This window comes from Cellvibrio sp. BR, assembly GCF_000263355.1.
Classification (GTDB): domain Bacteria; phylum Pseudomonadota; class Gammaproteobacteria; order Pseudomonadales; family Cellvibrionaceae; genus Cellvibrio.
On sequence record NZ_JH668207.1, the window covers coordinates 79,721 to 103,494 of the forward strand.

Below are 23,774 nucleotides of genomic sequence, written 5' to 3' on the forward strand. Positions count from 1 at the left end.
GCAATAGCATCCGCGATAAGTTTCCCAATCGTTGCGGCACAGGCGCTGCTCCTGCGCATCCTCCCTCACCTAGGTGCAATTCATGAATAGCCTTACCCGTATTTCCCTTGCAGCATTAACCCTTGCTCTGGCTGTGAAACCCCCCGTGTTGTGCGCCCAACCGGCTGGCAATAAAACTGCGGCGGAATTTAATACCCCAGCCTATTGGTATGAATCCGGTCAGGCTGCATTGCACGCGGCAAAACAAAATACTTATGTCGGCACAAAAGCCAAAAATGTCATTTTATTTGTAGGCGATGGCATGGGCATTTCCACCGTAACCGCCGCGCGAATTCTTGAGGGGCAAATGCAACAACGCGATGGCGAAAGTAATCGCCTCGCGTTTGAAAAATTTCCCTATTTTGCATTAAGTGTTACGGCAAGCGCGAATCAACAAACATCGGATTCCGCACCCACCGCCACCGCGTTAATGACGGGAATAAAAGCCAATGATGGCGCTATAGCGGTAAACCAAACTTTGGCGCGCACCGAAAGCAATGCCGCCCTGGTTGCGGCCGCGAGTGTAAAAAGTATTTTGCAGCAAGCGGAAGAGCAGGGCTTGGCGACGGGCATTGTCACCACCGCGCGCGTGACTCACGCAACGCCCGCCACCAATTATGCCCATGTGCCCGACCGCGAATGGGAGGCAGATGTAAATTTACCAAACGGTGCAACCGTAAAAGATATTGCGCAACAATTGTTGGAGTTTTCTCATGGCGATGGAATAGAAGTCGTGATGGGCGGAGGGCGCAAACAATTTTATGCACACACCGAAGCCGACCCTGAATACGCTGGTCGCACTGGTATTCGCCGCGATGGGCGCAATTTACATAAAGAGTGGGTGGCAAAACATCCGCGCTCGACCTATGTGTGGAATAAAAAATTATTGGATGAAATCGACCCGAAAAAAACCAAACATTTACTCGCCTTATTTGAACCTTCGCATATGCGCTACGAAGCAGATCGCGCGCAAGATATTGCCGGTGAACCCTCGCTCGCGGAGATGACCACCAAAACACTGCAGATATTGCAACAAAATAAAAACGGATTTTATTTAATGGTGGAAGCAGGGCGCATAGATCACGCACACCACGCCGGTAATGCCTACCGCGCACTGACCGATGCGATTGCATTATCGGATGCAGTAAAAGCAGCGCAGGCCGCAACAGATCCACGCGACACGTTAATTATCGTCACCGCCGATCACAGCCACACTTTCACCATCGCAGGTTACCCTGAGCGCGGTAATCCTATTTTAGGTAAAACGCGCGCAGGCGGTGAATTGTTAACCGACACCATGGGTTTGCCGTACACCACTCTCGGTTACGCCAATGGCCCCGGTTTTACCGGCGGAAAAACGCGTCGCGAATTTAACGGCAAAAGTGAAAGCGCAATTGCTGCCACCTATAAAGGCACGGCTAAACGCCCTGACTTAACTGACGTGGACACCACCAGCCCGGCCTATATGCAAGAAGCTACCGTGCCGCTCGCCTCGGAAACTCATGGCGGTGAAGATGTCGGCATTTACGCGTTGGGGCCAAACGCACATTTATTTCGCGGTGTACAAGAGCAACACATTATTTATCACATCATGGCCGACGCACTCGGTCTGAATAAACAGGCTAAATAATGAAAAATTATTGTGCGGTAATTTTGTGTTGCCTGCTTGGCATTGGTTGCACCTTTCATGGCGATGAACTAAGCGAACCAGTGCCGATAATAAATACCCAAAACCTGCCACCACTCGCGGCAGAATTTGTAACCACTATTTCTGGCGATGATTCCACCGTAAATTCTGCACGCATAGTGCGCACTGCCAGCACCGTGGAATGGATTTATCTCACCACTAATACCAGCGAATTATGGACTAAAACCAGTAACGATTTATGGTTTTACAGCAAAGTTTTTCACGCGGATCGCCAAGTCATTGAATACTCACCGGTGGATATTAATTTGCTCGGCATTCAGCAGCAGTGGCAACAGCTCGCCATCAACCCGGATATTTTGCACGCCGCAACCAGCACCAAACCCGCTGCAGATTTTCGCGGTTGGCAAGGTGTGATTTATACCGGCGAAGTGGAAGGAATAACTTACGAAGTGCTATGGCTACCGCAACTCTCCATCGCGGCGCGGGTAATCGCTAAGCAGGGTAAACAAAAAACCGTAACCGAAATCCGCACGCTTTATGTCAACCAACAAGCACCATTTACCTTTTCAGATATCACTCACTATCGCACCATTGAATACACAGACTTAGGCGATATGGAACGCGACCCGTTTGTAATGAAAATCCAGCATGAGCTGCTGGATCATCATGGGCATTTGCATTGATTTTGGCTGAGGAGTAAAACTCTGAAAGCTAGTCTGCCGTCATACCCGCGAATGCGGGTATCCATAAAACTATTCGAAGTAAATTGATAGGTTGGACAGTCAAACCCAACTTAATTTTTGATCTCTTTCACGTAAGAACCAATATCTATTGAATAAAAATATCCGCCGTCAGATACGGGGGTGGGAAAGTCAATATAGATGTAAGTACGATCCGCTTCGTGCGCTGGGATAATCACCTCATAATATTTTTCTATATCCGGCTCATCTGCCTGCGAAAATATAGGTATTCCATTTGGTCTAAGCGGAATAATAGATTCAATATTCTTTGTGTTTAGGTTGTCACCCCAAAAACGTGTTCTTTGGTTTTGTTCTTTCGGCGATATTGGTTTGGGAGTCACAATTAGCCAAGCTTGCTTTGAAGGAAACGAAATGGCAGGTAGCCGAATCAAGTATGTTGTGTTTTCTTCATTTGTTGGTGAAACGTAAACATTCAAATCATACGCGTTTTCACTTTTTGGCGTTACATGCGCATATCGGCTCCAATTTGCAAGCGTATGGGCTGATAAAGTTAAAGAAATAAAAAGTAATAGAAAATTTTTCATTTTTCATGCTTTTCAAAAAAAGAATACGTTTTTAAGTTGGTAATGGGCCAAAAGTGGAAGTTAGCGTCTGCCTAGACATTTAACGAGTTAGGTAATTTGGCCGGTTTTTTTTCACACCGCTTGTTAAGATTTTTCCCTTAGTTTGATTTGCTAGGTTTTTCGTTTTTCTCAAGCAAGATAAGCATTTCTTTTGCCACTAATGCAGCAGATGGCAGGAACATCGTCGAGACAATACGATCATCAATAATTACATCATGCTTGTCGGGAATATTGTCTTTGTTTACGGTGATCGCGCCTTTTTCTTTAAGTCTCTCTTCAACTAGAAAAGGCAGTAGCCTCCCTTGTTTTGCCCAGTCCTTTTCTTTTTCTGTTGAGTTGGGGAAACCTGCAATGCGTTTACCCTTTACAAGAGGCTGACCACTGGAAAGCATCGCGTTCGCAAAGGCGCCAGCCCCATGGCCAACGCTTCCAATGACTCCGCCACTCTCGTAGATCTTCGCTATGATGCCGAGCAAATCTTTATTAGACGCCACATCAAAAACATTCCCGTAACCCCCGCCGATGAACACTGCAGAGTACTCACTTGCATTCACCTGCTTAGGCGTTAAAGAGTTATTGGCTTTACTCAAAAAGCCCTCATATTTGATGGTATAGCTGCTAATCCCCAACGGGTCTCTCATGAACGGCACGGTGCCACCCAGCGGAGAAGCAAAGTCCACGTCGTAACCATGCGAAACAAATACATGGTATGGCGGTGCGTACTCCCACAGATCGTTTCTGGCCTCGTGCTTCTCCGGGTCTCCCATATCTGTCAAGTTTGAAGCAATGATGAGAACTTTTTTTGCATTGCCTGCATGCGCTGGCATGTTGGATACAACAGTTTGAGAAAAAGCTAACGAGGAGAATAAAAGAGTGATAGCTGTAATAAATAATTTTAGCAACATATATTTCCCATTTTGGCTACTTTAAATTCCGATTTAAAAAATAACTTATCAAGTTGCGACTAGCCTTAGACACACCCAAGGTTCACTTTGGATTCACCGAGCATCACTTTTTTAAATGGCTGTTGATCCGCGTTCAACCCATATCTATTTTGGTGTTTGATGTTGACCCGCAAAAAACTACAGTGTTCGGCCAAAAAGCGGAAGTTCGCGTTTATGTAGGTTGGGCAGTAATGTCCAATCTACGGGCTATTCTTGTTCTCATACCCGCGAACGCGGGTATCTATTTTCCCCACACAACTACAATAGCTTTATTATTCAGAGCAGCATCTTTTAAAAACTCGAACATTGAATCGAAAAGCCAAAAGTCTGCCGAGCAATCAATATCATCAAGTAGTGCTTTGTAATGTGACTTGGATTTTCTTTCAATTTCGTTCACGACTGAATTGACCATTTCTTTATTAACAAAAACAACATCAGGATCGTCGAATTCATTTTCCTGCGCTCTCATTTCACCTTGAAATAACATGCACACAGGTGACCCTTCATTTTTCAACGCCAAGGCCCAAGCAGGTATTGATTCTTCAGCATCACAAGATTCATAATTTTGAATATTGATTCCATCCAAAGCCTCATACCAATCACTTTTTGTAACACATCCCTCAAAATTTGATCGCATTTTATCTTCAACTTTATAAAATACTCCAAAACTCATTTTACCCTCCAAGCGAGTTAAAGAAATCAGAACTATCTTGGTTTGGTGTTGATGGGCTCTGCAATTTTAAAGATACCCCCTCCTTTAAAATCCATCAATATGCGTACCAAAAACATACCCGTAAATAATTAAGGTATACATAATAATAAAAGCCAGTAACAAAGGAATAAAATAAATCAGCCTAACTAAAATCGATTTTTGTGTCGTATTTTTCCAAAACACCAGCGCAGCGAAAATGCCCACAACTCCATGAAGCGAAAACCATAAGGCTTCTGGCAGCCCAAGGTTGTTGGTGTGTCCGGTGTAACTTCTTAATGAAAAATCAATAACCACGATAAGTATTAATCCTACGGAAAACCAGATGATTGGAGTGAGGTGGGTTTTTTTATAGTTCATAATGAGCTCCTACTGGTTGAGCTTGACGCGCGGTTTTGATGGGCAATAGGGAAGAAAATATGTTTCAGGTATTCTGCGGTGGTGGAAAATGTCCAAACCACGCATATTTGAAGGTGCTGCTCCGCGAGCATATTTAATTGCTGATTGTGCCCAGCTGTTGCTATTAAAGCCTGCGCCCGCTGTTGGGTATTGAATGGGATCAAGGATTTGATTTGTTATATAAGCATTGATTAGCGATATTAGCTTTTTCTCTCCGTATGGGGAGATGGCCGTTCCATTAAATCTAACTATATGTAGCTCCGCGTCATAGTCAGACTCATACCACTTTTTTTCAAGTCCGCCAAAAAATTCTCTAGCAGCTAATGTATCAGCCACTTCAAATGCTTCAACGTTGAGTGATTCTCGATTCTGTGCGCCAATTACTATGCCGTAAGTTTTGGGGCCTAGTGTTCTCGCTGAAACAGCTTTTCCACCAAGAATGATTGTTTGAGGGGAATTAAAAGTGATTACAATAAACTGATGGGTTCCAACTGGCAGACCATTAAGGTCTCTTGCTCCTATATATACAGTCATAACATTTCCTTTTCAGTGCTATTTTTCCAGCGGTATGTTGCTTTTGCAGCAGCGTAACTTAAACTCCTTTGCTTTATTTTGCTAAAACCAATTCACATACTTTGTTTTAGGTGGATATCCCGGCTTAATTTTTGATGTTTTAACGGGAGGAGTTAAGTGCGTTGCCAGCTGCAAAGCAGCACTCTTTTGTGGGTCAGGTATAGCACCCAGTTTGTTGTTTGCAATCAATACCGTCGAATATGCTTGCCAATATAATAAGCTAAAAATATGCAACCTATTCCCGCTAAAATCATCCAAAACCCGTCCGCAAGTCCAAGTCGAAATGCGGCTTTAATAATAACTACCGTCCCGATTACATAAAGCCATAATTCAAATTTTTTCATTCTGTTTTTTTATTCGATTGGAGCTGGAGTCAGCCAAGAGCTGAAGTTCGCGTTTATGTAGGTTGGGCAGTAATGCCCAACATTTTTGTGATTGAATAGGGTTGTTGGGCATGGCTGCCCAACCTACCGGCTAATACTTGCAGGAGAAATATATTGCTTGCCAAGAACCAACGTTATCTAAGCAGCTATCTATTAAAACCTGTTCTCTAATAAAAGGATAAAAAAAACCCTAAAAATACTAGAAAGATAGATAACCAAAAAAGCCAACTTTTCTTCAGTTTTTCCCAGCTAAATTGAATCACAATAGCCGTTAGGCTTATTGTACATTTACACCCAGCCTTGTAAGGGTAGTTGATAATTCTTGTCGGCTTATTTTTTCAGACAACCCATATATGTGTTGAGTATTTTTAAGTGTGGTAACACTTATAATATTAAATGCTTTTCCCTTTAAATTCATGTTTCCTATGACTACCATCTTGATTTCCTTATAAGGTGTTAATGTCTTTCCAGATCCTATACCATTTTTGTTAATGTAAACCGATTGGGGTATAAAATTTAGTGCCCATGTAAGGATCAGAAAAAATAGCGACATGGCAATAGCGCCAAGAATCGTTGGAATAATGCCATGAACACTTATAAAAAGCCCTAAACTACAGAACATAAATAAGTAAAACAAAAATAGTTTTAAATAACCTTGCGGTGTAATTTTAAATTCTGATGCTCTTGCCTTAGAAAATTCAAATGTCTCTGTCCATTTTATTGTCTTCATTTTCATTTCAGTCTCACAGCATATTAAAAATCCAAAACCGTTATTATTCAGTTTTCTATTGAAGAATATCAATTCAATAGTAGGCTCGCGCCCATTTTAAATGGCTTTTTTATCGTCACACAATAAGTGATAAACGACTTCGGCCTAATTTATCTTTATATTACTTCAGCAGCCGCGTCGGGCACATCGTTGCCTTGTATCTGTTGCGGTTCGTAAACTCAATCTACGCGACCCGCCACAACCTACAGGTGCTCGCATTTCCCCAAATCAATCCAATGATTGAAGCACATATAACCTAAATAACAAATTTCGCGTGCAACGGTAATTACCGCCTATTACACAGGTAAAGAATTAATAAGCTGCTGCAGATAAAGCCATACGCTGATGGTTTAGCCGTAAAATAGCAGCATATTCGTTAGGTGAGGTGGTTATGTCTGTTGAATTCTCTTTGCTCGAACTCGCCTCGGTGCGAGTCAATGAAACTCCTTGCGATACATTTAATCACGCGGTGGCTTATGCCAAGGCGGCGGATGCGTTGGGGTTTAAACGGTTTTGGTTGGCGGAGCATCACAATATGCAGGGCATCGCCAGTTCGGCGACGGCGGTGTTGATTGGGCATATTGCGGGGAATACACAGCGCCTGCGCGTCGGTTCCGGGGGAATTATGTTGCCCAACCATTCGCCGCTGATTGTGGCGGAACAATTTGGCACGCTTGCATCACTGTATGGCGACCGTATCGATTTAGGTTTGGGGCGCGCACCGGGAACTGATCCTGTTACCAGTCGTGCATTAAAACGCGATGATTCAGCGGCAGAAAATTTTGCGCAAGAAGTGCAGGTGATTCAACAATTATTACAACCGAGTCAACCACACCAGCGTTTGCGTGCAGTGCCCGGTGAAGGTACGCAGGTGCCTATCTGGATTTTGGGTTCGAGTCTTTACAGTGCCGGACTCGCTGCGCAATTAGGTTTGCCTTATTCATTTGCGGGGCACTTTGCGCCCGCGTATATGCGCGCTGCACTCAAACGGTATCGCGCAGAATTTCGACCCTCGGCGCACTTGCAAAAACCCTATTTTATTTTGGGTTTGCCAGTGGTGTGGAGTGAGACAGAAGCGCAAGCGATGTTTAATGCAACTACCAGCTTTCAGCGTATTACAGCGTTGTTTCGCGGCGAACCTTTGTGGTTGTGCCCGCCGGTGCAGCCAGAGGAATTAAATTGGTCTGCGGGTGAAAAACACAATGTGGAAGAATTTTTAGCGCTCGCCCAAGTCGGCGATGAATTACAAATTCTGGATGGCTTGCAACAATTACGCGATGAACTCGCGATTGATGAATTTATGTTTACGATTGATGTATACGACCGCGACTTACGTATTCAAACATTGGAAACGCTGGCGCGTATTAAAGAGCACTTGCGTTAAACCTTTTTAAGGCGATGTGAAACAACAATTCCACATTCGCCCGCAATCCGTTGCACTCCTTGCGGGTTACTTGGTCGTACACATCACAGGAATAAATAATGGAAGCTGTTCAATTGTTTGGATCAAGTGTGCCGGTGGTGCCGCTGTTGTTATTGGCGGCAGGGTTGCTTATTGCACTGCTCAGTAAATTACTGCGCGCGCCGTTTGATGTGAGCGATGTTTTTTTAAAGCTGGTGCTGGCAAGTTTTGTCGTGGGGCGTGTGGTGTTTGTGCTGCTGCACCTTGATGCCTATCGCGATAATGGTTGGGCCGTGCTGGATATTCGTGATCGCGGTGTGGATATTTACGCGGCGCTGATTACGGCGGTTGTGTATCTCGCGTGGTTGGTTTATCGGCGCCCTGCACAGCGGAAGTGGTTGTTGCAAATAATATTGCCGGTCGCACTATTATCCGGTGGCAGTTATGTGTTGTTAAAAAGTTATTTGCGCCCGCCGTCTCTCTGGCCGGATTTAACCTTTGTAACATTGGCAAATGAAACCCGTTCATCACAAACCGTCAGTTTGCAAACCGATGCGCAGCGCGAGTTTACGCTAGTGAATTTGTGGGCGACCTGGTGCCCGCCGTGTCACCGCGAAATGCCGGTATTAGCAGCGGCGCAACATGAATTTCCGCAGGGGCGATTTATTTTGCTGAATCAAGGTGAATCGGCTGAAGTGGTGAGTGAATATTTGTTGGAAAATAATTTGCACTTTGATCAGGTGTGGTTGGATGCACAAAGTCAGTTCAGTCAATTTTCCGGTAATCGCGGTTTGCCACTCACGCTGATTTACGATAAGCAGGGAAAATTAGTCGACGGCCATGTTGGTCAGCTGTCGCGCGCGACCTTGATGCAAAAATTAGCGGTTTTTAAATCCAAAAAATAATCTGTCGACAAATACTATTAATCTCCCCCGGCCCCTCTTTTTCAAAGAGGGGAGTTTTATTAAAGAAGGGAGTCCAACTCCTCCCTTTGTAAAAGGGAGGCTGGGAGGGATTCAAAAATATTATGTGCGATACCGCTCTAGCCAATGGGCATAGGGTGCAGGTAAAACCCACGCGGATTTTTCTACGCCCAATTCTTTCGCCGCAAAATATGGCCAGTGCGGGTTGGCCAAATGCGGGCGACCAATCATCACGAGATCCAATTGTTTATTGGCGATGGCCTGCTCAGCCAATTGCGGTGTGCTGAAACCCCAGGCGGAGGCCACGGGCATATCGGCTTGGTTGCGCACTTGCTCGGCGATGGGCGCAAGAAACGCTGGTGCCCAAGGGATGTTGGCATTGGGTGTGGAGAAACCGACACTCACACTCAACATATCCAAACCATTTTTGCGCAATTGTTGGGTGAGTTCGATGGATTCGGCCAGAGTTTCTTCATCGCGACCATCGTATTCGATGACACCAAAACGTGCGGTGAGCGGTAAATTTTGTGGCCAGACGTTGCGTACAGCAGCGAGAGTTTCCAATAAAAAACGGCTGCGGTTTTCCAGGCTGCCGCCGTATTCATCGGTGCGTTGATTGGCGTGGGTGGAGAAAAAGCTTTGCGCCAAATAACCGTGGGCAAAATGCAATTCCAACCATTCAAAACCGGCGGCGCGTGCACGTTGTGCGGCAGCGGCAAAATCGGCAGTCACGCGCTGGATATCGGCCAGCGACATTTCCCGCGGCACTTTGTCTAAATCGCCACCAAAGGCAATTGCCGAGGGCGAAATGGTTTGCCAGCCGCGCGCATCGCCTTCGGCAATATGATCATCACCTTCCCAAGGGCGATTGGCACTGGCTTTGCGGCCAGCGTGAGCAATCTGGATTCCCGGCACTGCACCGGCTTTTTTAATGGCAGCGGCAATTTGTGCAAGGCCCGCGATATGTTCATCGCTCCACAATCCGAGGCAGTTGGGAGAGATACGCCCTTCAGGCGATACACCGGTTGCCTCCACGATCACCAAACCTGCACCGCCGCGCGCAATGCTGCTGTAGTGGGCGAGGTGCCAATCGTTGCTGAAGCCGTCGGTGGCCATGTATTGGCACATGGGCGGTACGGCGATGCGGTTGCGCAATTCAATATCTTTCAGTTTAAAACGGCTAAAAAGAGCGGACATGAGTTTCTCCAGGCTAAAACACGTTCCCCGAATCACGAGGCTTGGCGCCTAGAGTAATGGCTGGCAAGATATAAAAATAATCAGCTTTTATTATCTTCGTCATAAGCTGAGCTTATGAGTGGGGGCCGCTACCGATTTACACCGCAAACAGTTCAAACAATAAATCGCGAATCCAGCGGTGCGCCGGGTCTTTGTGGGTGCGTTCATGCCATGCGGCGACCAGTGTAAAACCTTCAACCGGCAGCGGAGTTTCTTGTGTTGCTAGTCCATCGAGGTGTTCGACCAACCGTTTCGGAACCACGGAAATCAAGTCGCTGGCGCGGACGATATTGGTCATCACCAAAAAGGATTTTACCGAGAGCATTACTTGCCGCTCGCGCCCGATTTTTGCCAAGGCTTCGTCAGTCGCGCCACTAAAGCAGCCGCCGTTGTAGGAGAAAAGCGCGTGTTCGAGGCGGCAGAATTCATCGAGAGATAAGGTTTTTTTTGCGGCGGGATGTTCATTGCGCATTACGCACACATATTCTTCGTCGAACAAGCGGCGTGCATGCAAATCCGGTGGGCTATTTGCCGGGCTCAACAGAACCAGTTGCAGATCGCCGCGTTCCAACTGCGCCTGCAAACTTTCGTTTTCAATGGGGAGTAGTGCCACGCGAATATTGGGTGCGCGCTTTTTCAGCTCCAACACAAAGGGCACAGCAACCGCTTGCAAGGCATAGTCGGTCGCGGCTATCGATAAGGTCAGCCGTGCTGTGAGCGGATCAAATTCGGTGGCTGTGAGCAATACAGCAATTTCCGCTAGCACCTTTTTGACTGGCGCGGCTAATTCCAGCGCACGTTCGGTGGGAACAACACCGCGCTGGGAGCGGACAAATAAGGGGTCATTAAAGCTCTCACGCAAGCGAGTCAGCATGCCGCTCATCGCCGGTTGGGTTAGCGACAGCCTCGCTGCCGCCCGCGTCACATTGCGCTCATCCAGCAGTGCATCCAATGCTTTTAATAAATTCAAATCAACGGTTTTTATATCGCGCATGGGGTTGGTGCTCGTGGGCGTTCGTCGGGTGTGGTTGGCGGGGAAGTGGTTTTGTTATATCCCAGCGCAGAGGTTTATGCAACGTAATAGGGTAGCTGTTGAATTGTTGCTTTGGGTGAGTTCTTGGTAAAAATGTAATTAAATTTGCAACTACGAAATTCTTCGTATATATTCTTACGAAGAGTTACGTAGTTTAATTGTTGAGGCGTTATGATGACTAATCCCACACCTGCTGAGCTGGAGGTATTGCAAGTTCTGTGGAGCCTTGGTGAAGCCAAGGTGAAAGAGGTAAATGATAAGCTCAGTGAAATAAAACCAGTTGGTTACACCACCACCTTAAAGACCATGCAAATCATGGAACAAAAGGGCATGTTAGGGCGCCGGAAGGATGGCAAAAGCCATATTTATTTTCCGCAGTCGGCACAAGCTGATACCCAAAATTCGATGTTGGATAGGCTGCTGGACACAGTGTTTGGTGGCTCCAAATCCCAATTGGTAATGCAATTGCTGGGCAATAAAAAAATATCCAAAAAGGAATTAAATGAAATTAAAGATTTTCTGAAGAAAATGGAGTGATCGCTATGACAACAATACATGAATTTATGCAACAGCCATGGGTGTTCGCCCTTGGTTGGGCGATATTACACTCGCTGTGGCAGTGCGCCCTTATCGCAGGTGGCTGCGCGCTAGTGCTATTTTCCACTCGGCAGTACAGCGCGAATTTTCGTTACTTCATCGCGTTGGTAGCTATGTTGTGTTGTGTGTTGGCGAGTGCGGTTACGTTTTATCGCTACATGTCATTAAGCAGTGAGCTTGTGCCGCTCGTGCTCGATGGTGCACTGCAAACCACTAACGCATTACACCCGGCGGTGTTTGATCCCATCGCTTTGTTGAACAGGTACATTAATACGCTGGTGCTGCTGTGGATCTTGGGATTTAGTGTTTACACGCTTAAAACCCTGCTGGCGTATCGCTACTGTCAGCAGCTCAAACGCGCACAGCTGATTGCAACGCCGGAGCGCTGGCAGCATATTTTTAGCAATTTATGCCAGCGGGTGGGAATTACTAAATCGGTGGAATTGCGCTTCTCTGAACTGGTCTCCTTCCCTTGTGTTATCGGTCATTTGAAGCCCGTAGTGCTCATGCCGGCAGGTTTATTGTTGCGTATGAATCAATTGCAATTAGAAGCGATTTTATTGCATGAGCTGGGGCATGTTCGGCGCAATGATTACGTGTTGTCGCTAATGCAAGCAATATGCAAAACCCTGTTGTTTTTTAACCCTTTCTTTTTATGGATTTCCAGCCAAATGGATAAGGAGCGTGAGCATGCGTGCGACGACATTGCTGTGAGTGTTAATCAAGATCCACTTTTATTCGCCAATACTTTAAAGGAGTTTGCAGATATGAATAACAATCTAAAACCCGCGCTTGGTATTCAGGGAGACAAATTACTGCTGAATCGCATCACCCGTCTTTTTGCCAAGCCACACAAAACCGCCAGTGTAAAAAGTACGTTTCTTGCGATGTTTCTGCTTATCGCCACCGGCGGTGTAGTGAGCGTGTGCGTTAATGCTCAGGGCGGTAGTGAGCCTGCGACACAAGTGAGCGAAGCTGCCAGCGATAAACTAGTCACCCTGGAGATGAACAATAAACCGTTGGCTGACGTTATGGCGGAGGTGAATAAGCAGTGCGGAACCGCGGCGGCCGTGGAGCAGGACGTGCAAGGTGAATTGGTTTCATTGCGATTTGAGGCGGAGTCCTGCGATAAAGTCATTCCACTTATTCAGAGTTTCCGCTGACAAATATGGCTCTGGTCATTCACTGTGGCCGGAGCCTGTTAGTCAAATTGGGCTTTAAAGAAACAGTAACAAATCCTTCATATACTTCTGTGCAACCCATCAACCTGTTTATTGCTGTATCAATTTATTGCTGTAACAATCGGCCTGGATATTGCTGCATAAATTGGGTTGGTTAAACACTATTGCAAATAAGAAGGAAAAAACGTGCCTGAACTTATCGCTCCGCCCGCGAAACATACGCTTGGTGCTTACGGTGTTTGGTTGTTTACCGACAAGCACCCGACCCTGAAGAAGATTAAAAAGCAAGTCACGCCCAGTGTGCACGGTGATCGCCATTGGGATTCCAGTTATCTGTTGATGGATTATTTTACCGAGCATCGCCCGCGCAAAAATACCCGGGTGTTGGATGTGGGCTGCGGCTGGGGGCCAACCTCGATTTTCTTTGCGCGTAAAGGCTGCAAGGTGACGGGCATGGATGTGGATAACGATGTGTTTCCGTTTTTAGAGGCCCAAGCCGATTTGAACGAGGTGAAAATTCAAAAGTTAATCTGCTCCATGAAGCAGATGAAAAAAAGGGATTTGGAAAATTACGATGTGATTGTGGGCGGCGATATTTGTTTTTGGGATGAGCTGGCCGATGAGTGGTTTGCTATGCTCAAACGTGCCGCTGCCGCCGGGGTAAAAAAACTGGTGCTGGCCGACCCTGGCCGTCAGCCATTTTTGGACTTGATTGATAAGTGCGATAAAAAATGGCCCACCGAACATTTGATTTGGCTGGCGCTGCAGCCGAAAAAATTTGAAGGCAGTTTGATGATTGTGACCTTGAACGACTGATGGGGTTACACTGGCGGGGTGGCAGTGCTGCTCCCGTCGCTGGTGAGAAAACTGCCCGCTAGTCAGTTTCTCGCCAGAGGTCATTGCAGCGCAATGCAAGAGTTTTATACCAAAGTATTTATCAGCGGCATGTGTTTGCTATTGCTCAGCCTGCTGCTTGGCTACGCTTGTGTCAGCCGCACCTACCTTTATTTGCCTTTAGTGCCCGCTGGTCAAAGCGAGTTGATCTGGCGGGCGGTTCCACGCACCGATGTGGAGGATGGCGGTGAGTCATCGGTCACTATCAACGATGAACAATTCAGCCTGAGTTTTGATTTCACCGTCGTCAAAAAAGCCCAATACCCCTACGCCGAAGTTGCCCTGGAATTTATCGATGCCGCCGGCGCGCCGACATGGGTTGATCTAACTGCTTATGATTCCCTCTCGTTCAACGTGAGATGTTCGCCCGCCAATACCATGCTGATGAGTGTGTTGACCTTTGAGGAGGGGGTGACGGTTGCCGACGATCTGGTGACTTATCGTGCGCCCTCGGCGTTTTTCTCTTGCAATCAAGCTTGGTCGCGCATTGCGGTGGATCTCACGCACCTTGAAACACCGCAATGGTGGTTTGACTTGCACAAGCTCGACCTGGCACAGCAGGCCTACCGGCTCAACCGGGTGCCGCGTATCGCCTTTGGCAGCACTTTTCAAACTCCTACCGATACCCAGGTGAGCGTGCTGTTAAACAACATCACCCTCTGTGGCCGCGATTGGCGCTACCTGTATTTCTTGGCGGTTTTTTTGCTGTTGGCATGGGGTGGTTATGGTTTCTGGTTGCTCAAGCAATACACCCGCAGTTTGGTGGCGAGCCTGGCCGATAAACAGCAGCGCGACAGACCCTTAATCGCCTATCAACAATTGTCAGTAGAGCCGCTGAGGGATAAAGAAAAAACGGCCATTTTACATTTTATGGCTACCCGCTATGCGGATGCCGAATTGGATTTGGATGCGATGGTGGAGGCAATCACGATCAGTCGCGCCAAGATCAACGATATTCTCAAAGCCGAATTGGGTTATACCTTTACCAGCTATTTGAACAAGCTGCGGTTAACCGAAGCGGCGCGCCTGCTTGCTGAAAAGCCCGAGGCCAATGTGGGCGAGATCGCCAATTCCGTGGGTTATAAAAATGTGTCTTACTTCAACAAGCTGTTCAAGGAAGAGTACGGATGTACCCCCAAAACCTTTAAGAGCGTTTGTAAAAAAACGTAAGTGAGCAGCGGCAAAATTAACAATAAAATAAAAAATATTTCTACTTTTGCTATCCGATAGCAATGTTAGGTAAAGCGTCACCACGCGCTGTAAGCGCTGATTACACTGGGTTTACCTACTGGGCAACCTGATAAGAATTGTAGTTATGCGTGAGCTGCCAGATTGCATTAAACCCCTTCTGCTTAACCATTCGGCCAATCTCTTTTTTGCCATTCGTGTCATTGATTACGAGGCGGGCAGCGTTAGCCTGAACCTGGAGTTGCGCACGGAATTTGCCAAGGCCAGTTACACCACCAGTGCGCTGGGTTGTGCATTGGATTGCATCGCTCGTATGGCCGGTCACGAGGTGCTGGGCTATTGCGCGGCCTCCGAATTTGAAGTCAGTTTTCACGATGGCTCGCTGGCGCAGCAATTTGTGGCGACGGCGACGGTGGAGTCTGTGGATAACCGATATGCCTCCTACAGCGGTCGTATCTATGCCGTGGATAAACAACACAACCGCTTGGTGGCCAATGCCAGCGGCACACTCACTCGCATGAAAAATAACATCGCCTTGATTGCGGATCACCGCGTCTTGCATGGCGCTCACGTCAGTTAAGTTTCCGCGCGCATTTCTGCTGCGCGATTGTTCATTCCGCCATTGTTTATTCCGTCATTTACAGCAATGCGCGGCTCACACCCATTCGCTACTTCTACCAATCCGCTACGCACGGGAGTTACACCATGTTTGATGCAACCCGCAGAGATATTTTCAAAGCCTGTTTGGCCGGTGCTGTGGCATCGCCTTTGGCATTGTTGACCAGTGCCCAAGCTGCTTCGCCGCAAACTACCTCATCACCCGCGCCCTGCGTTCCCTACAAACCGCAATGGGGCCGGGGGATTGAAGGCCAGCGCAAAGCGGATTTGGGCAACGGGACTTATCTCAACCCGATTATTGCGGGTGATCGCCCCGACCCTACCATCCTCAAAGATGGCAATGATTACTACATGACCTTTTCGTCGTTCAATACTTACCCTGGCATTGTGCTTTGGCATTCGACGGATTTAGTGAACTGGGCGCCCATTGGTGCAGCCTTAACGCGCAATATCGGCACCGTGTGGGCCTTGGATATCTGCAAGCATGGCGACCGCTATTACATTTATATTCCCGCGCTCACCGACGGCAAGCCCTGGTCGACCTATGTGATTTGGGCGGACGATATCAATGGCCCCTGGAGCGACCCTATCGACCTGAAGATTGAGGGGTGCATCGACCCCGGCCACATGGTGGGTGAAGACGGCAAACGATATTTGTTTGTGAATGGCATCCGCAAAATCCGCCTGACCGATGACGGCTTGGCGACCGACGGCGAGTTGCAAGCAGCCTATAGCCCTTGGGTCTACCCGGATCACTGGATTGTGGAAAACTTCGCCCCTGAAGGCCCCAAGTTGTTCAAACGCGGCGACTGGTTCTATTTGGTCACGGCGGTGGGCGGCACCGCAGGCCCAGTCACTGGCCATATGGTGATTGCCGCGCGCTCGCGTTCCATTCACGGTCCTTGGGAGCACTGCCCGCACAACCCCTTGGTGCGCAGTTTATCGGAAGCCGAACCCTGGTGGTCGCGCGGCCACGCCACTGTGATTGAAGGGCCTTCTGTGGACGGCAAGAGTGGCGATTGGTGGATGGTATACCACGGCTACGAAAACGGTTTTAGAACCCTTGGTCGCCAAGCCTTGCTTGAACCTATCGAGTGGACGGACGACGGCTGGTTTCACGCCAAAGGCGGTGACTTGTCGCAGCCCATCGCCAAACCGCGCCATGGCAAAACAAGCGCGAGTGGCGCCGCGCTCTCGGACGATTTCTCCCGCAACAAATTTGGCACCCAATGGGCATTTCACAACCCCGGCGCCAATGAATTAGCGCGGGTAGGCTACGGTAAAAAAGTGCTGGAATTAGCCGCGGCCGGTAATTCACCGGTGGATTCCTCACCACTCACTTGCGGTGTGGTAGATCGTGCTTATCAAGTGGAAGTAAGCCTGCAACTGGAAGGCGATGCCGAAGCGGGTTTACTGCTGTTTTACAACCACAAAGCGTTTGTGGGCATGGGGTTTACTGCCGAGGCAATTAAAAGTTTCCAATACGCCGAGGAGCAAAGCTGGGCGCGCATCCCAATAAAAACCCGCAGCCTGCGCATGCGCATCACCAACGATCATCAGGTCATCACCTACGAATATTCACAAGATGCAGGCCGCAGCTGGACACGTCACCCAACGCGTATGGAAGTGTCGGGTTTGAACCACAATGTGTTTGGCGGATTTTTGAGTTTGAGGGTGGGCATTTACTGCGCGGGCAGCGGAAAAGTGCAGCTGCGTGACTTTCAATATCGCGCATTGAGTGAAACCAAAACGGCCTGATTTTTTACGATAGCAAGTATGAAGCAATAACTTGACGGTATTAGGCAAGGTTGCCGCGCTCGGTAGGGATAGATTAACCGTGCAATATCGTTAAGCGCTCAATCAAAAACCAGCGATACAGTTTGCTGATTGTGGGTTGATCCGCGCCAACGAAATCAAAGAGGTATAAGCCTCTTTGGGTTCCTGACTTTGGAGATACCGATGAAAAAGCTAATTCTGTCGCTGGCATTAATGGTCAGCTCATTTACTGCAATAGGAGCTGATATGTCCCATGGTGCAAACAATTTTTATAAAAGTGACAAGGTAACCGAGCAGAAGGTGACCTTCAAAAATCAATACCAGATGACCGTCGCCGGGAATCTTTATCTTCCCAAAAATACTAATCAAAACACCAAAAGCCCCGCGATTATTGTCGGCCACCCGATGGGCGCGGTTAAAGAACAAAGTTCTAATTTGTATGCGCAAAAACTCGCGGAACAGGGCTTTGTAACCTTGTCCCTCGATTTGTCATTTTGGGGTGAAAGTGAAGGGCAGCCGCGCAATGCAGTATCACCCGATATTTACGCCGAAGATTTCAGTGCAGCGGTGGATTTTTTGGGCACCCGCGCGTTTGTTGATCGCAATCGCATTGGGGTAATTGGTATTTGCGGCAGCGGCAGTTTTGTTATCAGTGCCGCTAAAATAGACCCGCGCATGAAAGCCATTGCCACCGTCAGCATGTACGACATGGGTTCGGCCAACCGCAATGCATTAAATCACTCACAAACCCTGGCGCAGCGCAAACAGATTATTGCAGCCGCTGCCGAGCAGCGTTACGTGGAATTTACCGGCGGCGCAATGCAGTACACCGGTGGCACCGTGCTTGAATTAACAGCAGACACCCACCCCATTCAGCGCGAGTTTTATGATTTTTATCGCACACCGCGCGGTGAATTCACACCTGCAGGCGCGTCCGCGCAAACCACCACCCGCCCAACACTCACCAGTAATATCAAGTTCATGAACTTCTACCCGTTCAATGACATAGATACGATTTCACCGCGCCCGATGTTGTTCATCACCGGTGCTGAAGCGCACTCCCGTGAGTTCAGTGAAGCGGCCTATGGGTTGGCGGGTCAGCCCAAAGAGCTGGTCAAAATTCCCGGCGCTGGCCATGTAGATCTTTACGATCGTGTCGAGTTAATTCCATTTGAAAAATTAACCCGTTTCTTCCGCGAAAATTTGCAATAGGTCGGTGATGACTAACTCAACCAAACCTTCATGGAGCGCAGTGTGGGCTATGTCACTCTGCGCGATGGTATTGATCGCGGCAGAATTTTTACCGGTCAGTCTGTTAACACCCATGGCGGCTGATCTTGCGATCACCGAAGGGCAAGCGGGGCAGACTATCGCCATCTCGGGCTTTTTTGCTTTGCTAACCAGCTTGTTATTAACCTCGGTGATCGGCAATACAGATCGGCGCCGCCTGCTGTTATTTTTTACCGCGTTACTCGCCATTTCGGCAGCGCTGGTTGCACTCTCATCCAATGTCTTTTTAATTCTATGTGGGCGCGCCCTGTTGGGAATTTGTATTGGCGGATTCTGGTCGATGTCGGCGGCGGTTGTTATGCGCCTTGTTCCTGAAAATGCCATTCCTAAAGCCTTGGCTATTCTTAATGGGGGCAATGCGCTGGCGATGACCATTGCCGCACCACTGGGCAGTTTTCTCGGCGGGATCATTGGTTGGCGCGGTGCCTTTTTTTGTATTGTACCCATCGCCCTGAGTGCATTTATTTGGCAGTGGTACAGCATGCCTTCGCTGCCACCGCGTGCACAACATAAATCCGCAACTAATGTATTTATGTTGTTAACCCGGTGGCCAATGGTGCTGGGCATGTTGTCGGTGCTGTTATTTTTTATCGGGCAATTTGCGTTGTTTACGTATTTGCGCCCATTTTTGGAAATAGTGACGGGTGTTGATGTCGGGCAATTATCGCTGCTGTTATTAGTCATGGGGTTTTGTGGGCTTATAGGAACCTTGGTGGTAGGGCGGCTGTTAAAAAATCGGCTATACAGCATTTTAGTTGCCACACCTTTTTTTATGATGCTCACCGCGCTTGCATTAATTTTATTGGGCGCGTCGTTGGTGGCTACATTTATGCTGATTGCGCTCTGGGGATTTTTCGCCACCGCCGCTCCAGTCGCCTGGTGGACCTGGCTCAGTAAAACCTTACCTGATTCTGCGGAAGCAGGCGGTGGATTAATGGTGGCAGTGATTCAATTAGCGATCACCTTGGGTGCTGCAACGGGCGGTTGGGTATTTGATGCCTACGGCATTGCCAGCAGTTTTAGCCTGAGTGCAGTGATTCTTTTCAGCGCGAGCCTGATGGCTTTTATTACCTGGAAGCGTGTCACACAAAAAGACGCTCACGCACAACCGGCGCACGCATGAAATCCACTTTTTATTTTTTGTAGTTGAATAAATACAAGAGACGGTCACCTATGAATACCGACAAGACTCCCGATCTGAAGGCAATTGCCCGGCTCGCACAATTGATTGCGACTTATGCACCGCACGACGGCTGCTTTGATTTGCCGATTCCCGGCGTCAGAGTATTCCGTAGCTCAGCGGTGGATGCGGAACCGATTAATGTGATGAGTCAGGCGGGAATTTGTTTGGTTGCACAAGGAGCCAAGCGCGTTATTCTGGGTGATAAAATCTACGAGTATGATCCATCGCGCATGGTGGTTTATTCCATGGCATTACCGGTGGAGGCGCGTGTAGTGGAAGCAAGCAGGCGCGAACCTTATTTGTGTTTGGTGATGGATATGTCGCCACAAAAAATTGCTGGCCTGATGCAAAAAGTATTTCCGCGTGGCCTGCCCAAAACAAGTGATGCCAATGGCATTCACGTCGGCCACTCGGATCAACATATTGTTGCTGCCGCGATTCGCTTGATTGAATTATTGCGCACGCCCAAAGAACTGCAATTGCTGTCTGAATTAGTGTTGGATGAAATTTTTATTCGTTTACTCTGCAGCCCGCTGGGTGCATCAGTTGCGCAAATAGGCGCAGCGGAATCCAAAACCTGGAAAATTGTAAAAGCAATTTCCTGGATCAGAGAAAATTATGCCGAGCTGCTGAACATTGAAGAGCTGGCACGTTTTGTCAACATGAGTGAATCCTCCTTCCATCGCCATTTTAAATCCATCACTTCCATGAGCCCGGTGCAATTCCAAAAAGCCCTGCGCTTACAAGAAGCCAAAAGTCTGATGCTGTCTGAAATGATGGATGCAACCACCGCCAGCTTGCGCGTAGGCTACGCCAGCCCATCACAATTCAGCCGCGAATATTCACGTTATTTTGGCAAGCCGCCCGCACAAGATGTAAAAGCCAGATAAGTTTTTGGAGGCAGTATGAAACTGTTTATAGGTTGGAAAACAACAAGCCTGCTGCTATTAACAGTGCTGTTATTCAGTGTGAACGCGCGGAGTGAAACCATGAAAATTAGTATCACCATTAATGATGGAACCGTAATTAATGCAACCCTGCTCGACAATGACACAACGCGGGATTTTGTAGCGCTACTGCCACTGACTTTAACGCTCACCGATTACAACAACACCGAAAAAATCAGCGACCTCCCGAAAAAACTCAGCCGCAAAGGCACCCCATCAACCATGACACCCAAAGTGGGCGATATTGCCTATTACGCCCCGTGGGGCAACCTCGCAATTTATTACCGCGACTTCGGTGACTCGCCGGGTTTGATCAAACTGGGTGCTATCGACGGCGATGGTATAGCGGCGCTAAAAGTCGCGGGTGACCTTCAAGTTATTATCGAGCGACAACAATAAATCACCGCGGTTGCATTTTTCTGGCATCAATATTTGCATTTTGAACTCCTACTTTTTTCCTTTCCTATACTGACAGGGCTTAACTTTGCTCAGGGAAAATCCAAGTAGGAGGATGTACCGATGAAGTGCCCTGCCAAATTCCCCAATGAATCTGCACGTTTAAACGCTTTAGCTGATTACGGGTTGGATCAAGAGCAGATGCTGCAAAGCCTGGACCCGGTGGTGCGTATTGCATCGCGCATGTTTGATATGCCGGTGGCTGCCGTCAACATGATTGGTAGCGATCACGTTTTTTTCGCCGCCAGTGTGGGCGTGGGTGACGTGGATATGCGCCGCGACGTATCTTTTTGCGCCCATGCTATTACCCAGTCCGATGTGATGGTGGTGCCCGATGCCACTCTCGATGAGCGCTTTCACGATAATCCGCTGGTAGTCGGGGAGGCCAATCTGCGCTTTTATGCCGGTGTGCCCTTGCTCTCGCCCGACGGCTTGGCATTGGGGGCGCTCTGCGTGATCGATGATCGCCCCCATAGCGATTTCTCCCGGGAGGATCGGCAGCGGTTGTTGGAGCTGGCAAAAATGGCGGCGGATCGCTTGGAATTGCGGCGCATTGAAGTCTCCACAGAGCGAAGCCGGCCACCATTTCATGAATATGCGGGCAGCTCGTCCTCGGCGGTTATTTGGTTCGATGAGCAGTTGCAAATTATCGAGTGGAATAATGCGGCGGCAGAGGTGAGTGGTTATAGGTTGGAAGATAAAAATGCCCTGCAATTTGACTTGTTGTTACCCGAGCGCGATCGCGCCCATTTTCGTGCACTCATCACTCAAGCGATTGATGCCTACTCTCTCGACCAAATTAATATTCCCACTGAAGTAACCTGGCTGCGTAAAGACGGCAGCGAATTTCGTTTTAGCTTTGCGCTTTTTGGTTGGCGCGATGGCGGCCATATGAAATTTGAAGCTGTACTCAAAGACCTGAGTGCGCAGCAGCGCGAAGAGGAAGCCTTGCGCCAGCAGGCTAATATCGATGGGCTTACGGGGCTTGCGAATCGCGGAAAATTTTATCGCAGCGTAGAAGAAATATTAATTAGCCCCGCACCGGCTACCGTGCTGATGATTGACCTCGATGGATTTAAAGATGTTAACGATACGCTCGGCCACACTCTGGGCGATGCGATTTTGTGCGAAGTGGCCAACCGTTTATCGCAACTGGTGAGCAGTGAAGATCTGGTGGCGCGAATTGGTGGCGATGAATTTGCGATACTTCTGGCGAATGTGACCGATGCCGCCACTGCTATGCACGTGGCCGATGCCGTGCTTGCCGCCATTGCGCAACCAATTAATGTCGATGGCAATGAGGTTCGGGTAGCGGCGAGTTGCGGTGTAGCGCTCGCACCTACGCAGGCGCAAGAAGCGCTGGAATTGGTCGGTAATGCTGACCTTGCATTATTTAAAGCAAAGAGTAACGGGCGCGGGCGGGTATTCCTGTTTGTGCCCGCCCTGCGCATGGAGGCCATGGCGCGGCGGCTGTATGGGCTTGAATTGCATCGCGCGGTGGATAAAGGCGAATTCCTGTTGTTCTATCAACCACAAATCAATATGGCGGATGGCACCATCACCGGCGCCGAAGCCTTAATTCGCTGGCTTCACCCCGAGCGCGGTTTGTTAACTCCCGCAGCATTTTTACCTGCACTCGAAGGTGGCCCACTGGCGGCCACGGTTGGTTCATGGATTCTGGATGAAGCCTGCGCCCAAGCTGCATATTGGCGTCGCAGTGGCGCGCCGGATTTTCGCATTGGCGTCAACCTGTGCAGTGCACAATTTCGCGTGGGGGATTTAGCCGCAGAGGTGATGGAAACCTTGGCGCGCCACGGGCTGCCGGCGGAAGCGCTTGAACTGGAAGTGACCGAAAATATCGTGCTCGATAACGACGATATTGTGCTGGAAATTTTGCAGCGTTTGCATCAACAGGGGGTGGGCATTGCGTTCGATGATTTTGGAACGGGTTACGCATCCCTCAGCTTGTTAAAAACTTACCCGCTATCGCGCATTAAAATTGACCAATCATTTGTGCGAGGAATTTTAACCTCCAAGCGCGACGCCTCAGTGGTGCGCGCAATTATAGATATGGCGCGCAATTTTGATCTGGAAGTCATCGCCGAAGGTATTGAAACCCAGGCCGAATACAATTACCTGCGCCGTGAACAATGCGATGAAGGTCAGGGCTATCTTTTTGGCGCTCCCATGCCAGTGTCACAATTCGAATTGTTATTGGGGATCGGCAGTTCACTCAAGGCAATTGCCTAGCGGTTTGTAATT

At 48.4% G+C, this 23,774-nt stretch carries 23 protein-coding genes; 15 read left to right on the forward strand and 8 right to left on the reverse strand.

Features of this window, described 5'->3' with window-relative positions:
- Positions 1 to 82: 82 nt before the first annotated feature.
- Both O59_RS19395 and O59_RS19400 read left to right on the forward strand, forming a co-directional pair.
- Positions 83 to 1,669 carry an alkaline phosphatase gene (locus tag O59_RS19395; RefSeq protein WP_007645798.1) on the forward strand — a complete coding sequence of 529 codons (1,587 nt, stop codon included), beginning with the start codon at positions 83 to 85 and terminating at the stop codon, positions 1,667 to 1,669.
- The gene (locus O59_RS19400) at positions 1,669 to 2,370 is read left to right on the forward strand and encodes a hypothetical protein (RefSeq protein ID WP_007645799.1); all 702 of its coding nucleotides are present in this window, start codon (positions 1,669 to 1,671) and stop codon (positions 2,368 to 2,370) included. The genes O59_RS19395 and O59_RS19400 overlap by 1 nt, the downstream gene beginning before the upstream one ends.
- A gap of 110 nt (positions 2,371 to 2,480) precedes the next feature.
- Here the strand turns inward: O59_RS19400 and O59_RS21885 are convergent, their stop codons facing one another.
- The 6 genes from O59_RS21885 to O59_RS19430 form a co-directional block, all read right to left on the reverse strand.
- Positions 2,481 to 2,972 carry a hypothetical protein gene (locus O59_RS21885; RefSeq protein ID WP_198284839.1) on the reverse strand — a complete coding sequence of 164 codons (492 nt, stop codon included), beginning with the start codon at positions 2,970 to 2,972 and terminating at the stop codon, positions 2,481 to 2,483.
- Between the two features lie 137 nt (positions 2,973 to 3,109).
- The gene (locus tag O59_RS19410; RefSeq protein WP_007645802.1) at positions 3,110 to 3,916 is read right to left on the reverse strand and encodes a type 1 glutamine amidotransferase domain-containing protein; all 807 of its coding nucleotides are present in this window, start codon (positions 3,914 to 3,916) and stop codon (positions 3,110 to 3,112) included.
- A gap of 280 nt (positions 3,917 to 4,196) precedes the next feature.
- On the reverse strand, positions 4,197 to 4,628 hold the full coding sequence (locus O59_RS19415) for a hypothetical protein (protein ID WP_007645804.1): 432 nt from the start codon (positions 4,626 to 4,628) through the stop codon (positions 4,197 to 4,199).
- Positions 4,629 to 4,712: 84 nt separating this feature from the next.
- Positions 4,713 to 5,024 carry a hypothetical protein gene (locus tag O59_RS19420; protein ID WP_007645805.1) on the reverse strand — a complete coding sequence of 104 codons (312 nt, stop codon included), beginning with the start codon at positions 5,022 to 5,024 and terminating at the stop codon, positions 4,713 to 4,715.
- 9 nt (positions 5,025 to 5,033) lie between these two features.
- Positions 5,034 to 5,597: a hypothetical protein gene (locus tag O59_RS19425; RefSeq protein WP_007645806.1), complete on the reverse strand. Its 564-nt coding sequence runs from the start codon at positions 5,595 to 5,597 to the stop codon at positions 5,034 to 5,036.
- 699 nt (positions 5,598 to 6,296) lie between these two features.
- Complete coding sequence (locus O59_RS19430; RefSeq protein ID WP_157152657.1) at positions 6,297 to 6,755, reverse strand: hypothetical protein; 459 nt, start codon at positions 6,753 to 6,755, stop codon at positions 6,297 to 6,299.
- 424 nt (positions 6,756 to 7,179) lie between these two features.
- On the opposite strand from O59_RS19430, the gene O59_RS19435 reads away from it, so the two are divergent.
- Together O59_RS19435 and O59_RS19440 are read left to right on the forward strand one after the other, a co-directional pair.
- Positions 7,180 to 8,172, forward strand: a complete 993-nt coding sequence (locus O59_RS19435; protein ID WP_007645809.1) for an LLM class flavin-dependent oxidoreductase — start codon at positions 7,180 to 7,182, stop codon at positions 8,170 to 8,172.
- Between the two features lie 98 nt (positions 8,173 to 8,270).
- Positions 8,271 to 9,095, forward strand: coding sequence for a TlpA disulfide reductase family protein (locus O59_RS19440; RefSeq protein WP_007645810.1), 825 nt, complete (start codon positions 8,271 to 8,273; stop codon positions 9,093 to 9,095).
- 120 nt (positions 9,096 to 9,215) lie between these two features.
- Here the strand turns inward: O59_RS19440 and O59_RS19445 are convergent, their stop codons facing one another.
- Together O59_RS19445 and O59_RS19450 are read right to left on the reverse strand one after the other, a co-directional pair.
- Positions 9,216 to 10,310, reverse strand: coding sequence for an NADH:flavin oxidoreductase/NADH oxidase (locus O59_RS19445; RefSeq protein ID WP_007645811.1), 1,095 nt, complete (start codon positions 10,308 to 10,310; stop codon positions 9,216 to 9,218).
- A 136-nt stretch (positions 10,311 to 10,446) separates the two neighbouring features.
- Complete coding sequence (locus tag O59_RS19450) at positions 10,447 to 11,343, reverse strand: LysR family transcriptional regulator (protein ID WP_007645812.1); 897 nt, start codon at positions 11,341 to 11,343, stop codon at positions 10,447 to 10,449.
- Positions 11,344 to 11,553: 210 nt separating this feature from the next.
- On the opposite strand from O59_RS19450, the gene O59_RS19455 reads away from it, so the two are divergent.
- From O59_RS19455 to O59_RS19505, 11 genes are all read left to right on the forward strand, one after another.
- Complete coding sequence (locus tag O59_RS19455; RefSeq protein WP_007645813.1) at positions 11,554 to 11,919, forward strand: BlaI/MecI/CopY family transcriptional regulator; 366 nt, start codon at positions 11,554 to 11,556, stop codon at positions 11,917 to 11,919.
- Positions 11,920 to 11,924: 5 nt separating this feature from the next.
- On the forward strand, positions 11,925 to 13,142 hold the full coding sequence (locus O59_RS19460) for a M56 family metallopeptidase (protein ID WP_040393620.1): 1,218 nt from the start codon (positions 11,925 to 11,927) through the stop codon (positions 13,140 to 13,142).
- A gap of 204 nt (positions 13,143 to 13,346) precedes the next feature.
- Positions 13,347 to 13,976 (forward strand): methyltransferase, encoded by a 630-nt coding sequence (locus tag O59_RS19465; protein WP_007645816.1) that lies wholly within the window; start codon positions 13,347 to 13,349, stop codon positions 13,974 to 13,976.
- 93 nt (positions 13,977 to 14,069) lie between these two features.
- Positions 14,070 to 15,224: an AraC family transcriptional regulator gene (locus O59_RS19470; RefSeq protein WP_007645817.1), complete on the forward strand. Its 1,155-nt coding sequence runs from the start codon at positions 14,070 to 14,072 to the stop codon at positions 15,222 to 15,224.
- Between the two features lie 145 nt (positions 15,225 to 15,369).
- On the forward strand, positions 15,370 to 15,822 hold the full coding sequence (locus tag O59_RS19475) for a hypothetical protein (protein WP_007645818.1): 453 nt from the start codon (positions 15,370 to 15,372) through the stop codon (positions 15,820 to 15,822).
- Positions 15,823 to 15,947: 125 nt separating this feature from the next.
- Positions 15,948 to 17,618 (forward strand): family 43 glycosylhydrolase, encoded by a 1,671-nt coding sequence (locus O59_RS19480; RefSeq protein ID WP_007645821.1) that lies wholly within the window; start codon positions 15,948 to 15,950, stop codon positions 17,616 to 17,618.
- 201 nt (positions 17,619 to 17,819) lie between these two features.
- Positions 17,820 to 18,848, forward strand: a complete 1,029-nt coding sequence (locus O59_RS19485; RefSeq protein WP_007645823.1) for an alpha/beta hydrolase — start codon at positions 17,820 to 17,822, stop codon at positions 18,846 to 18,848.
- Positions 18,849 to 18,855: 7 nt separating this feature from the next.
- Positions 18,856 to 20,049: an MFS transporter gene (locus O59_RS19490; RefSeq protein WP_040393621.1), complete on the forward strand. Its 1,194-nt coding sequence runs from the start codon at positions 18,856 to 18,858 to the stop codon at positions 20,047 to 20,049.
- Between the two features lie 50 nt (positions 20,050 to 20,099).
- Positions 20,100 to 20,999: an AraC family transcriptional regulator gene (locus O59_RS19495; protein WP_007645825.1), complete on the forward strand. Its 900-nt coding sequence runs from the start codon at positions 20,100 to 20,102 to the stop codon at positions 20,997 to 20,999.
- Positions 21,000 to 21,014: 15 nt separating this feature from the next.
- A complete protein-coding gene (locus O59_RS19500) occupies positions 21,015 to 21,455 on the forward strand; it encodes a cyclophilin-like fold protein (protein WP_007645826.1) in 441 nt (146 codons plus the stop codon).
- 120 nt (positions 21,456 to 21,575) lie between these two features.
- Positions 21,576 to 23,762 carry a bifunctional diguanylate cyclase/phosphodiesterase gene (locus O59_RS19505; RefSeq protein WP_007645827.1) on the forward strand — a complete coding sequence of 729 codons (2,187 nt, stop codon included), beginning with the start codon at positions 21,576 to 21,578 and terminating at the stop codon, positions 23,760 to 23,762.
- Positions 23,763 to 23,774: the final 12 nt, after the last annotated feature.

Bases quoted from the DNA above. Each gene is read 5' to 3' on its own strand.
- O59_RS19490 (WP_040393621.1), top strand. From the start codon at position 18,856: ATGACTAACTCAACCAAACCTTCATGGAGCGCAGTGTGGGCTATGTCA.
- O59_RS19505 (WP_007645827.1), top strand. From the start codon at position 21,576: ATGAAGTGCCCTGCCAAATTCCCCAATGAATCTGCACGTTTAAACGCT.
- O59_RS21885 (WP_198284839.1), bottom strand. From the start codon at position 2,972: ATGAAAAATTTTCTATTACTTTTTATTTCTTTAACTTTATCAGCCCAT.
- O59_RS19495 (WP_007645825.1), top strand. From the start codon at position 20,100: ATGAATACCGACAAGACTCCCGATCTGAAGGCAATTGCCCGGCTCGCA.
- O59_RS19455 (WP_007645813.1), top strand. From the start codon at position 11,554: ATGATGACTAATCCCACACCTGCTGAGCTGGAGGTATTGCAAGTTCTG.
- O59_RS19450 (WP_007645812.1), bottom strand. From the start codon at position 11,343: ATGCGCGATATAAAAACCGTTGATTTGAATTTATTAAAAGCATTGGAT.
- O59_RS19460 (WP_040393620.1), top strand. From the start codon at position 11,925: ATGACAACAATACATGAATTTATGCAACAGCCATGGGTGTTCGCCCTT.
- O59_RS19415 (WP_007645804.1), bottom strand. From the start codon at position 4,628: ATGAGTTTTGGAGTATTTTATAAAGTTGAAGATAAAATGCGATCAAAT.
- O59_RS19485 (WP_007645823.1), top strand. From the start codon at position 17,820: ATGAAAAAGCTAATTCTGTCGCTGGCATTAATGGTCAGCTCATTTACT.
- O59_RS19470 (WP_007645817.1), top strand. From the start codon at position 14,070: ATGCAAGAGTTTTATACCAAAGTATTTATCAGCGGCATGTGTTTGCTA.
- O59_RS19500 (WP_007645826.1), top strand. From the start codon at position 21,015: ATGAAACTGTTTATAGGTTGGAAAACAACAAGCCTGCTGCTATTAACA.
- O59_RS19445 (WP_007645811.1), bottom strand. From the start codon at position 10,310: ATGTCCGCTCTTTTTAGCCGTTTTAAACTGAAAGATATTGAATTGCGC.
- O59_RS19480 (WP_007645821.1), top strand. From the start codon at position 15,948: ATGTTTGATGCAACCCGCAGAGATATTTTCAAAGCCTGTTTGGCCGGT.
- O59_RS19430 (WP_157152657.1), bottom strand. From the start codon at position 6,755: ATGAAAATGAAGACAATAAAATGGACAGAGACATTTGAATTTTCTAAG.
- O59_RS19395 (WP_007645798.1), top strand. From the start codon at position 83: ATGAATAGCCTTACCCGTATTTCCCTTGCAGCATTAACCCTTGCTCTG.
- O59_RS19435 (WP_007645809.1), top strand. From the start codon at position 7,180: ATGTCTGTTGAATTCTCTTTGCTCGAACTCGCCTCGGTGCGAGTCAAT.
- O59_RS19475 (WP_007645818.1), top strand. From the start codon at position 15,370: ATGCGTGAGCTGCCAGATTGCATTAAACCCCTTCTGCTTAACCATTCG.
- O59_RS19440 (WP_007645810.1), top strand. From the start codon at position 8,271: ATGGAAGCTGTTCAATTGTTTGGATCAAGTGTGCCGGTGGTGCCGCTG.
- O59_RS19410 (WP_007645802.1), bottom strand. From the start codon at position 3,916: ATGTTGCTAAAATTATTTATTACAGCTATCACTCTTTTATTCTCCTCG.
- O59_RS19425 (WP_007645806.1), bottom strand. From the start codon at position 5,597: ATGACTGTATATATAGGAGCAAGAGACCTTAATGGTCTGCCAGTTGGA.
- O59_RS19420 (WP_007645805.1), bottom strand. From the start codon at position 5,024: ATGAACTATAAAAAAACCCACCTCACTCCAATCATCTGGTTTTCCGTA.
- O59_RS19400 (WP_007645799.1), top strand. From the start codon at position 1,669: ATGAAAAATTATTGTGCGGTAATTTTGTGTTGCCTGCTTGGCATTGGT.